The sequence below is a fragment of the Blastococcus sp. CT_GayMR20 genome, assembly GCF_004570345.1.
In genome coordinates this window covers 1-10,771 of record NZ_SPQM01000150.1, presented here as the reverse complement: position 1 = coordinate 10,771, position 10,771 = coordinate 1, and the positions used below count along the sequence as shown (strand labels likewise).

Below are 10,771 nucleotides of genomic sequence, written 5' to 3'. Positions count from 1 at the left end.
CGAGGTGCCGGTGCTGTTCGACGAGACCGACGGCATCGACTTCGAGGCGGTGGCGGACACGAACCCCGACGTCATCCTCGCCGGCTACTCGGGCCTGACCCAGGAGGACTACGACACCCTCAGCGAGATCGCACCGGTCGTGGCCTACCCCGAGGCGCCGTGGGCGACGCCGTGGCGCGAGATGATCGAGATCAACGCCAAGGGCATGGGCATGGAGGACGAGGGCGAGGAGCTCGTCGCGAGGCTCGAGGGGGACATCGCCGAGGCGGTGGGGGAGTACCCCCAGCTCGAGGGCAAGGCGACCATGTTCCTGACGCACGTGGACACGACCGACCTCAGCGAGGTCAGCTTCTACACGCCGTTCGACACCCGCAGCGCCTTCTTCGAGGACCTCGGGCTGTCCACCCCTGCGAGCGTCACGGAGGCATCGACGGACCCGGAGCAGTTCTCCGGCACGGTGAGCGCCGAGCAGGTCGACGTCTTCGACGACGTGGACATCATCGTGACCTACGGCGACCAGGCGCTCGTGGACGCGCTGAACGCCGACCCGCTGCTGTCGCAGATCCCGGCCGTGAAGAGCGGCGCGATCGTCCTGCTGCCCGACACCCCCCTGGGCACCGCCGCGAACCCGACCCCGCTGGCGATCTCCTGGGTGCTCGGGGACTACGTCTCGATGCTCGCCGAGGCAGCTGACAAGGGGCGGTGACGACTGCTCCTCCCGTGCCGGCCCCGGACGCCGCCGTCGTGCGGCGCCCGGGGTCGGTCCGGCTCCTCTGGCTGCTCGCCGTCCTGGCGGTGCTCGTCGCGGTGATGACCGCCTCCGTCGCGGTGGGCTCCCGGGACGTGGGCTGGTCCGACATCGTCGCCGCCCTCGGCGGATCACCGGAGAACATCGGCCAGGCGGCCGTGACCAAGCGGATCCCCCGCACGCTCCTCGCCGTCGTCGTGGGCGCGTCGCTGGGGCTCTCCGGCGCGGTCATGCAGGGCGTCACCCGCAACCCGCTGGCCGATCCGGGCGTCCTCGGGATCAACATGGGCGCGTCGCTCGCCGTGGTCGCCGGACTGGCCTGGTTCGGGCTGTTCTCCTCCACCAGCATCATCTGGACGGCGATCACCGGTGCCGCGCTCTCGGCGGTGTTCGTGTACGCCGTCGGGTCCCTCGGGCGCGGCGGGCCCACCCCGCTCAAGCTCGCCCTGGCCGGCGCGGCCACCTCGGCCGCGCTGACGTCGTTCATCACCGCCGTCGCCCTGCCGCGCGGTGACATCGCGGAGAGCGTGCAGTCCTGGGAGATCGGCGGCGTCGGCGGCGCCACCTTCGACAGCATCGGCACGGTGCTGCCGTTCCTCGCCGTCGGGTCCGCCGTCAGCCTGCTGTCGGCTCGCAGCCTCAACTCCCTGGCGCTGGGCGACGAGCTCGCGGCCGGCCTCGGCGAGCGGGTCGCCGTCGCCAGGGGCGTCGCGGCCCTCGGCTCCGTCCTGCTCTGCGGGGCCGCGACGGCGGTCGCCGGCCCCATCGGCTTCGTCGGGCTGATCGTCCCCGACCTGTGCCGGCTGCTGGTGGGCGTGGACCACCGCTGGCTGCTGCCCTTCTCGGCGTTGACCGGCGCCTGCCTGCTGACCGCCACCGACATCCTGGGCCGGATCGTGGCCCGACCGTCGGAGATCGACGTCGGCATCGTCACCGCGCTGGTCGGCGCCCCGTTCTTCATCGCGATCGTCCGCCGGCAGAAGGTCCGGGAACTGTGACCGCCGTCGTTCCGCCGGCCCCGTCGACCGTCGAGGCCGTCGCGCGCGACCGGACCCGGCGCGCGGCCCGGCGGCGGGTGGTGATCGCAGTGCTCGCCGTGCTCGTCGTCGCGACGTTCGTGGTGTCGCTCATGGTCGGCAGGACCTTCTACCCGCCCGGGGACGTGCTGCGGGTCGTCCTCGGCCAGGACGTCTCCGGCGCCACGTTCACGGTCGGCCGGCTCCGGTTGCCGCGCGCGGTCCTCGCGGTCGTGGCGGGGCTGAGCTTCGGTCTGGCGGGCGTCACGTTCCAGACGATGCTGCGCAACCCGCTGGCCAGCCCGGACGTCATCGGCATCAGCGCCGGGGCGAGCGCCGCGGCCGCGTTCGCGATCGTCGTCCTCGGGTGGAGCGGCAGCGCCGTCTCCGTCACCGCGATCGTCGCCGCGCTCGCGGTGGCGCTGCTCGTGTACCTGCTCGCGTTCAAGGACGGCGTCGCCGGAACCCGGCTCATCCTCATCGGCATCGGTGTCGCCGCCATGTCCCGGAGCTTCATCGCCTACGTCCTGGACCAGGCCGGGGCGTGGGACTTCGCCGAGGCGCTGCGCTGGCTGACCGGCAGCCTCAACGGCAGCACGTGGGAAGCAACCGTGCCGGCCCTGGTGGCGCTGGTCGTGCTCGGGCCGGTGCTGCTGACGCAGACGCGCGAGCTCTCCGCACTGCAGCTGGGTGACGACACGGCGTCCGCCGTGGGGATCCGTGTCGAGCGCACCCGCATCGTGGCGATCGTCGCGGCGGTCGGCCTGATCGCCTTCGCCACGGCCGCGTGCGGACCGATCGCCTTCGTCTCGTTCCTCGCCGGACCCATCGCGGCCCGGATCGTGGGACCGAACGGCTCGCTGCTCGTCCCCGCCGCCCTGGTCGGGGCGCTGCTGGTGCTCGTGGCGGACCTGGTCGGCCAGTTCGCCCTCGGCACCCGGTTCCCGGTCGGCGTCGTCACCGGCGTGCTCGGGGCTCCGTACCTGATCTACCTGATCGTCCGCACCAACCGCGCCGGAGGCTCCCTGTGACCGCGACTCACCACCTTGTCGCCGAGGGCCTCACCCTCGGGTACGGCGACCGCACCGTCATCGAGGACCTCGACCTCCTGGTGCCGCCGGGCCGGATCTCCGCGATCGTCGGCGCCAATGCCTGCGGCAAGTCGACGCTGCTGCGGTCGATGACGCGGCTGCTCGCCCCGCGCGACGGCCAGGTCCTGCTCGACGGCAACGCGGTGCACCGGCTGCCGGCCAAGGAGCTCGCTCGGACGCTCGGGCTCCTGCCGCAGTCGCCCATCGCGCCCGAGGGCATCACCGTGGCCCATCTCGTCGGGCGGGGCCGCCACCCGCACCAGGGCGTGTTCACCCGGTGGAAGAGGGAGGACGACGCCGCGGTGGCGGCGGCCCTCGAGGCCACCCAGACGACGGGGCTGGCGGAGCGCGCGGTGGACGAGCTCTCCGGTGGCCAGCGCCAGCGGGTCTGGATCGCGATGGCGCTGGCCCAGCAGACCGACCTGCTCCTCCTGGACGAGCCGACCACGTTCCTCGACGTCAGCCACCAGATCGAGGTGCTCGACCTGCTGACCGACCTCAACCGCACCCGGGGGACGACGATCGTGATGGTCCTGCACGACCTCAACATGGCGGCCCGCTACGCCGACCACCTCGTCGCGCTCGCGTCGGGCCGTGTGCACGCCGTCGGCACGCCGGCGGAGGTGCTCACCGTGGACACCGTGCAGGCGGTGTTCGGGCTGGACTGCCAGGTGATCCCCGACCCGACGTCGGGGAAGCCGCTGATGCTGCCGATCGGCCGCCACCACATGTCGAGCCCGACCCCTGACCTCGTGAGCAGAAGGAGCGACGCGTGAGCGCGCCCAGCAGGAAGTCCGCCGGACAGCACGTCCTGACCGTGGAGGCCACGGAGTGGCTGGGCCCGCACCTGGTCCGCGTGGTCCTGGGCGGGGAGTCGCTGGAGGCGTTCCCCGACACCGGGTGCACCGACTCCTACGTCAAGCTGATCTTCGTCGACCCGTCGCTCGGCCACGAGCCGCCGTACGACCTGGCCGCGCTGCGGGAGGCCCTCCCGCCGGAACGTCGGCCCGTGCTGCGCACCTACACCGTGCGCCGGGTGGACCGGGCCGCGCGTCGCCTCGCCATCGACTTCGTCACCCACGGCGACACCGGCGTGGCCGCGCCCTGGGCAGCGACGGCGGAGCCCGGTGACCGGCTGGTCATCAGCGACCCCGGAGGCGGCTACGCCCCGGACCCCGACGTCGCCTGGCACGTCCTCGCCGGCGACCTGTCGGCCCTGCCGGCCATCTCCGCCGCGGTGGAGGCACTCCCTCCGGCGGCGCGGGGCGTCGTCCACCTGGAGATCGGCGACCCCGCGGACATGGTGCCCCTGCAGACCGCCTCCTCGATCGAGGTGCGGTGGCTGGTCAACCCCGACCCGACGGACACCTCGTTCCTCGCCCGCGCCGTGGACCCGGCCGGCTGGCCGGCAGAGGCGCACGAGCCGGACGGCGTGCAGGTGTTCGCCCACGGCGAGCGGGAGTCGGTCAAGGCCGTTCGCAGGGTGCTGCGCGACGTGCCGCGCGAGCGCCTGTCGATCTCCGGTTACTGGGCGCGGGGCCGCACCGAGGACGTCTTCCAGGCCGAGAAGCGCGAGCCGATCGGCCGCATCGACTAGAGCACTGCCGAAATCGCGGTTTCGGCACCCCTGCGGAGGTGCCGAAACCACGATTTCGGCACCTTCAGAGCTCCAGGGCGAGGTCCGCGCGCATGACGTCGTCCGGCGGGAGCGGCGCCGGCAGCCGGCAGTGGTCCCGGAAGACCTGGCCGATCGGCGCGAAGTCGCCGCGGCCGGGCCACTGCTCCGGCTGCCAGAGGCCCGACCGCATGAGGGACTTGGCGCACTGGAAGTAGGCGCGCTGCACGTGAAGGACGAGCACCGACCGCGGCGGCTTCCCGAACTCGGTGAGGTCCATGTCGAGGTCGTCGGGGCCGACGATGGACGCCGTCCCGAAGACACGGAGCGTCTCCTCGATCCCCGGCACCAGGAACATCAGTGCGACGCGCGGGTTGACCGCCACGTTGCGCAGGCTGTCGACGCGGTTGTTGCCCGGCCGGTCGGGCAGGGCCAGTAAGTGCTCGTCGAGGACCTTCACGAACCCCTGTTCGCCGCCCCGGGGGGAGACGTCGGGGAAGCCGTCGGCGTCGGCGGTGGCGAGCGTGGCCCAGGGGGAGAGCTCGATGAACGCACGGCAGTGGCGGTCGATCCGGTCGATCACCTTGTCGCGGACGAGCTGGGACGGACGGCGGTAACCGGGCAGGGTCTCGGGCGTGCTCACGCCCTCGACGGTATCCGGCGTGCCGCATGCCGAGGTCGGCCGTCGGGCGGCCGACCTCGGCAGCGGGGTCAGCGCAGGTCGAACCGGTCGAGGTTCATGACGCGGTCCCACGCGGCGACGAAGTCGCGCACGAACTTCTCGCCCGAGTCGCTCTGGGCGTAGACCTCGGAGATGGCCCGGAGCTGGGAGTGCGAGCCGAGGACGAGGTCGACGGCGGTCGCCGTCCACTTCACGTCCCCCGTGGCCCGGTCCCGGCCCTCGTAGACGTTCTCCTCCGCGGACTGCTTCCACTCCGTCGAGATGTCGAGCAGGTTCACGAAGAAGTCGTTCGTGAGGGACCCCGGCCGGTCGGTGAAGACGCCGTGCCGCGTCGCGCCGGCGTTGGCACCCAGGACGCGCAGGCCGCCGACCAGGACCGCCGCTTCAGGGGCTGTCAGCGACAGCATGTAGGCCCGGTCGAGCCACCGGACCTCCAGCGGCAGCTTCTCGCCGGGCCGCGAGTAGTTGCGGAACCCGTCGGCGGTCGGCTCGAGGACGCGGAACGTCTCGACGTCCGTCTGCTCCTGCGAGGCGTCCGTGCGTCCGGGGGAGAAGGGGACGGTGATGTCGTGTCCGGCGTTGCGGGCCGCCTGCTCGACGGCTGCGCAGCCCCCCAGGACGATGACGTCGGCGAGCGAGACCTTCCGGCCCTCCTGGGAGAGGTTGAACGCCTGCTGGACCTCCTCGAGGGTGCCCAGGACCGTCGCCAGCTGCTCCGGCTCGTTGGCCGCCCAGTTCCGCTGCGGCTCCAGCCGGATCCGCGCCCCGTTGGCCCCGCCCCGGAAGTCGGTGCTCCGGAAGCTGGCCGCCGACGCCCACGCCGTCGACACCAGCTGCGGGATGGACAGCCCGGAGTCGAGGATCGTGGCCTTCAGGGCCGTGATGTCGGCGTCCCCGATCAGCTCGTGGTCGACCGGGGGCACCGGGTCCTGCCACAGCTGGGGCTCCGGCACCCACGGTCCCAGGTACCGCGAGACCGGCCCCATGTCGCGGTGCAGCAGCTTGAACCAGGCCTTGGCGAAGGCCTCGGCGAACTGGTCGGGGTTCGCCAGGAAGCGCCGCCCGATCTCGTCGTAGATCGGATCGGCCCGCAGAGCCAGGTCCGTGGTGAGCATGGTCGGCTTGCGCGTCAGCTCGCTGGTCATCGGGTCGGGGATGACGTCGTCGGCGTCCTTCGCGATCCACTGCTTGGCGCCGGCCGGGCTCTCGGTCAGCTCCCACTCGAACCCGTACAGGTTCTCCAGGAAGTAGTTGCTCCACCGGTTGGGGGTCTGGGTCCAGATGACCTCGAGCCCACTGGTGATCGTGTCGTTGCCCTTGCCGCTGCCGAAGCGGTTCTTCCAGCCGAGGCCCTGCTCCTCGAGCGGGGCGCCCTCCGGCTCCGGCCCGACGTAGTCCTCGGCGCTGGCTGCTCCGTGGGTCTTGCCGAAGCTGTGCCCGCCCGCGATGAGCGCGAACGTCTCCTCGTCGTTCATCGCCATCCGGCCGAAGGTCTCCCGGATGTCCCGGGCGGCGGCGAGCGGGTCGGGGTTGCCGTTGGGGCCTTCGGGGTTGACGTAGATCAGGCCCATCTGGACGGCGCCGAGCGGACCGGAGAGCTGCCGCTCCTCACCGCTGTAGCGCTCGTCGCCGAGCCAGGTGTCCTCCGGGCCCCAGAAGATCTCCTCGGGCTCCCAGATGTCCTCCCGCCCGAAGCCGAAGCCGAACGTCGTGAACCCCATCGACTCCAGGGCGACGTTGCCGGCGAAGACGAGGAGGTCGGCCCAGGAGAGCTTCTGGCCGTACTTCTGCTTGATCGGCCACAGCAGCCGGCGGGCCTTGTCGAGGTTGGCGTTGTCGGGCCAGCTGTTGAGCGGGGCGAAGCGCTGGGCGCCCTGGCCGCCGCCACCGCGACCGTCCTCGATGCGGTACGTGCCGGCGGCGTGCCAGCTCATCCGGATGAAGAGCCCGCCGTAGTGGCCGTGGTCGGCCGGCCACCAGTCCTGCGAGGTCGTCATCAGGTCGACGAGGTCGCGCTTGAGCGCCTCGACGTCCAGACCCTGGAACGCCTCCTTGTAGCGGAACTGCCCGTCCAGCGGATTGGACCGGGACGAGTGCTGGTGCAGCACCGACAGGTCGAGCTGGTTCGGCCACCAGTCCTTGTTCGTCCTCGGCCGGTGCGGCGCCGGCTCGGGAGAGGGCATCCCCGGGTTTTCGCTCTCGCTCACGCTTCGGGTGTTCGGGTCGGTCACGACTGGCCTCTCCTGATCTCCGGTGTCTCTGACGGGCTGGTGGGGGATGGGCTGGTGGCTTCCGGGCCGGCAATGCACTGCGGGCAGCGGCCCCAGTAGATGACCTCCGCCTCGTCGACCGTGAAGCCGGCGGCGTCACTGGCCGTGAGGCAGGGCGCCTCGCCGACCGCGCAGTCGACGTCGACGATGGCGCCGCACGACCGGCAGACGACGTGGTGGTGGTTGTCACCGACCCGGGCCTCGTACCGGGCCGGCGAGCCCGTCGGCTGGATGCGGCGCACCAGCCCCGTGGCGGTCAGCGCGCGCAGCACGTCGTAGACGGCCTGGTGGGAGACCTCGCCGTAGTCGCGGCGGACCACGCCGATGATCGAGTCGGTGTCGGCGTGCGGGTGGTCGTGCACGGCGGACAGGACCGCCGTCCGGGGACGCGTCACCCGCAGGCCGGCCTCGCGCACCATGCGTTCGAGGTCCGAAGCCGTCGGCACGTCCTGCAGTCTGGTCGATTCTCTGGAACCGATCAATCGAAGGACGCAGGGCAACCGTCGGCTCTGCACAGCACGGGCACATCGGCACTGGACTTCCGGGATCCGGACCGGTGTGCTGTCCCGGCCACACCCACGGTCGGGGGCTGGGAGGTTCGGATGACGGGACGCAGTTGCTCGTGCGGGCAGCGTCTGGAGACCACCGACATCCGCGTGCTCGTCGTCGACGACCATCCGATGGTGCGCACGTCGCTGTCCGAGGTCCTGTCCGACGAGGACGGCGTCACCGTCGTCGGCGAGTGCGAGGACGGCTCGGAGGTCGTGGACGCCGTCGCCCGGCTGCGACCCGACATCGTCCTCATGGATCTCTCCATGCCGGTCATGAACGGTCTGGCGGCGACCGAGGCGCTGCGTGCCGCACAGCTGGAGCCGAGGGTCGTCGTGCTGACCGCCGAGCACGCTGCCCGGCACACCGTGGCGGCCGCGGGAGCCGACGCGCTCCTGACCAAGGACGCGCGGACGGATGCGCTGCTCCACTGCCTGCGCACCGTCATCGTCGGCTGCGGTTGCTGCCCCTACTGCCTCTGACCTGCGTCGGGCTCCTCACGCTCGGACGGCGCGGTCCATGCCGCGCTCCACGGCGTCGATCAGGCGGGGGCGGAGCTCGGCGGCGGGCACGATGGCATGCACCGAGCCGACCTCCCGGGCGCGCTCGATGTTGTGGATTCCCTCGAACTGGGCGGCCACCTCGCCGAGCTTCTCCGACCGGACGCTGGACCGCAGCGCCGCCAGCTCGACCCGGAGGTGCGCCTGGTCCACACCCTCCGCCGCCGACAGCGCGGCCTCCAGCTCGCGCACCCGCGGGTCCGATGCCGTCCGCTTGTTGACCTCGCCGGTGAACACCACCGCGGCCGCCGGCGCGCCACCGAGCACCGAGGCGTAGGAGCCCTCGACCGCGAGCACCTCCATGTTGTCGTTCAGCACGCCGGAGAACACCACGAACGCACCGCCGTGGTACCGGGAGATCACGCAGAAGACGATCGGTCCGTCGAAGTTGACGATCGCCCGCCCGATCTCCGCGCCGTACTCCAGCTGCACGTTCCGCAGCGACTCCGGTGACCCGTCGAAGCCCGACAGGTTCGCCAGCACGACCAGCGGCCGGTTGCCCGAAGCAGCGTTGATCGCCCGCGCCGCCTTCTTCGACGAGCGGGGGAACAGCGTCCCCGCCGTCCACTGGTCGGGTCCGTCCGTCGGGAAGCTGCCGCGCCGGGGGATCGGCCGGGACTCGACGCCCAGCACCGTCACCGGGTGTCCGCCGAGGTGCGCGTCCAGGACGACGGTCGTGTCGGCGTCGGCCATCCCGGCCCACCGTTCCAGGACCGGGTGGTCGAGGTCGGTCACCGCACGCATCACCGTGCGGATGTCGAACGGCTTCTTCCGGTCCGGGTTGGCGGTCGAGGAGAACACGTCACCGACCGTCGTGAACTCGCTCGACGGGTGGCTGTGCGGGTACGTCCGCACGTCCCGGTCCCGCGGGTCGGTCGTCTCCGCCGGCCGCGCCCAGCGCTCGCCCGGCGCAAGGTAGGCGTGGTCGTAGTGCTGGTACAGCAGCGAGACGGCCGCCGACAGGTTCGGCGCCCAGTACTGCGCCTGCCCGTTCGGCCCCATCACGCGGTCGTAGCCGCCGAGCCCGAAGTTGTCCTCCGCCGACACCCCGCCCGAGTAGTCCAGCGAGTGCTTCCCGGTCAGCACCATCGCGCTGTCCGGCGTCATCACCAGGATGCCCTTGGTGTGCATGAGCATCGTGGCCTCGGCGTTCCAGTACGGCTGGGCGCCCACGTTGATGCCCGCGACGACGACGTTGATCTCGCCGCCGGCCTGGGTGAACTCGATGATCCGGCGCAGCCCCTTCGCGACCGCGTCCATGTTCTCGGTGCCGCTGTCCATCGAGATCTTGGCGCCGGACGACAGGGCGAACCACTCCACCGGCAGGCCACGTTCCTCGGCCAGGTCGAGAGCGGCGACGACGAGGGCGCACTCGGGGACGGCGACGGTCCCGAGCGCCTTGGTCGGGTCGCCGAACAGGGCGACCCGCGTCATGCCCTCGCGGTAGCGCGGCGTCGGCGAGGTCACCAGCCCCACGACGATGCCCGCCGTGTTGGTGCCCGGCGGCCGGTCGACCGGCACCAGCCGGCCCGCGGCGTCCAGGTCGTGCTCGACGAACGTCCCCCCCGGCCCGGCCACCAGCGGGGCCAGCTCGTAGGGGTAGGCGAGGCCGCGGGCGCGCGACCGGAGGACCTTCTGCGTGTAGTCGTCCAGCGGCCGCATCGGCTCGGTCGGCCGGTCGGTCACCCGGAGGCCGACGCCGGTGCCCGGGGTGTTCGAGAAGCGCAGCGCCACGTCGCGCGGCTCCGCTCCCGGTTCCACCTGCAGGCGCCCCAGGATCACGATCTCGTCCAGCCCTGCCCCGATCGTGAGGGGCGCGATGGCGCGGGCCAGCGTCGCCAGCTGCGACGGGGACAGCTCGATCGACGGCCACGCGTACAGGAAGATCCGGTTGTGGTCGAGCCGCCGGCTCCCGCCCAGCGAGGCCCGCGCCCGCCGCAGGCTGTCCATGCAGGCGGTCAGCAGCCGCTCGACGGTCGGGAAGCCGATGACCTCACCCGCGGCGTTCGTCAGCGGGGTCGCGTCGCGCACCTCCGCCATCGCGATGAGCCGCTCGTCGTTCGGGTTCTCCTTCGCGACGACGTGAATCAGATACGTGTCCTCGGCCGACGGCAGGCGGCGGCCGTTGAAGTTCTTCAGCCGCCAGAGGTCCAGCCGCTGCGCGGTCAGCGGATGCATGCCCCGGATGACGTCCTCCTCGGCGAGTCCGCCGTCGGAGGGCCGGAAGGTGAGCGTCTCGA

Annotated in this window: 10 protein-coding genes; 6 read left to right on the top strand and 4 right to left on the bottom strand. The window is 72.0% G+C overall.

Going from position 1 to position 10,771, the window contains the following annotated elements; genetic code table 11:
- The 5 genes from E4P40_RS23060 to E4P40_RS23040 all read left to right on the top strand — a co-directional run.
- The coding region (locus E4P40_RS23060) for an ABC transporter substrate-binding protein (RefSeq protein ID WP_135160724.1) at nt 1-706 on the top strand (706 nt) is incomplete at its 5' end.
- A complete protein-coding gene (locus tag E4P40_RS23055; protein ID WP_209305474.1) occupies nt 703-1,746 on the top strand; it encodes an iron ABC transporter permease in 1,044 nt (347 codons plus the stop codon). The genes E4P40_RS23060 and E4P40_RS23055, both read left to right, overlap by 4 nt.
- Nucleotides 1,743-2,795 carry an iron chelate uptake ABC transporter family permease subunit gene (locus E4P40_RS23050; protein WP_135160723.1) on the top strand — a complete coding sequence of 351 codons (1,053 nt, stop codon included), beginning with the start codon at nt 1,743-1,745 and terminating at the stop codon, nt 2,793-2,795. Before E4P40_RS23055 ends, E4P40_RS23050 begins: the two co-directional genes overlap by 4 nt.
- Nucleotides 2,792-3,631 carry an ABC transporter ATP-binding protein gene (locus E4P40_RS23045; protein WP_135160722.1) on the top strand — a complete coding sequence of 280 codons (840 nt, stop codon included), beginning with the start codon at nt 2,792-2,794 and terminating at the stop codon, nt 3,629-3,631. The genes E4P40_RS23050 and E4P40_RS23045 overlap by 4 nt, the downstream gene beginning before the upstream one ends.
- Nucleotides 3,628-4,452, top strand: a complete 825-nt coding sequence (locus E4P40_RS23040; protein ID WP_135160721.1) for a siderophore-interacting protein — start codon at nt 3,628-3,630, stop codon at nt 4,450-4,452. The genes E4P40_RS23045 and E4P40_RS23040 overlap by 4 nt, the downstream gene beginning before the upstream one ends.
- A gap of 64 nt (nt 4,453-4,516) precedes the next feature.
- Here the strand turns inward: E4P40_RS23040 and E4P40_RS23035 are convergent, their stop codons facing one another.
- From E4P40_RS23035 to E4P40_RS23025, 3 genes are all read right to left on the bottom strand, one after another.
- Entirely contained in the window at nt 4,517-5,113 is a 597-nt protein-coding gene (locus tag E4P40_RS23035) for an MSMEG_1061 family FMN-dependent PPOX-type flavoprotein (RefSeq protein WP_135160720.1), read from the bottom strand.
- Between the two features lie 68 nt (nt 5,114-5,181).
- Nucleotides 5,182-7,359 carry a catalase/peroxidase HPI gene (katG, locus tag E4P40_RS23030; protein WP_245160534.1) on the bottom strand — a complete coding sequence of 726 codons (2,178 nt, stop codon included), beginning with the start codon at nt 7,357-7,359 and terminating at the stop codon, nt 5,182-5,184.
- Nucleotides 7,360-7,379: 20 nt separating this feature from the next.
- The gene (locus E4P40_RS23025; protein ID WP_135160719.1) at nt 7,380-7,868 is read right to left on the bottom strand and encodes a Fur family transcriptional regulator; all 489 of its coding nucleotides are present in this window, start codon (nt 7,866-7,868) and stop codon (nt 7,380-7,382) included.
- A gap of 156 nt (nt 7,869-8,024) precedes the next feature.
- On the opposite strand from E4P40_RS23025, the gene E4P40_RS23020 reads away from it, so the two are divergent.
- The gene (locus tag E4P40_RS23020; protein WP_135160718.1) at nt 8,025-8,453 is read left to right on the top strand and encodes a response regulator transcription factor; all 429 of its coding nucleotides are present in this window, start codon (nt 8,025-8,027) and stop codon (nt 8,451-8,453) included.
- 15 nt (nt 8,454-8,468) lie between these two features.
- Here E4P40_RS23020 and E4P40_RS23015 read toward each other — a convergent pair.
- Nucleotides 8,469-10,771: carboxyl transferase domain-containing protein (locus tag E4P40_RS23015; protein ID WP_280790640.1), on the bottom strand; the 2,303-nt coding region annotated here is incomplete at its 5' end.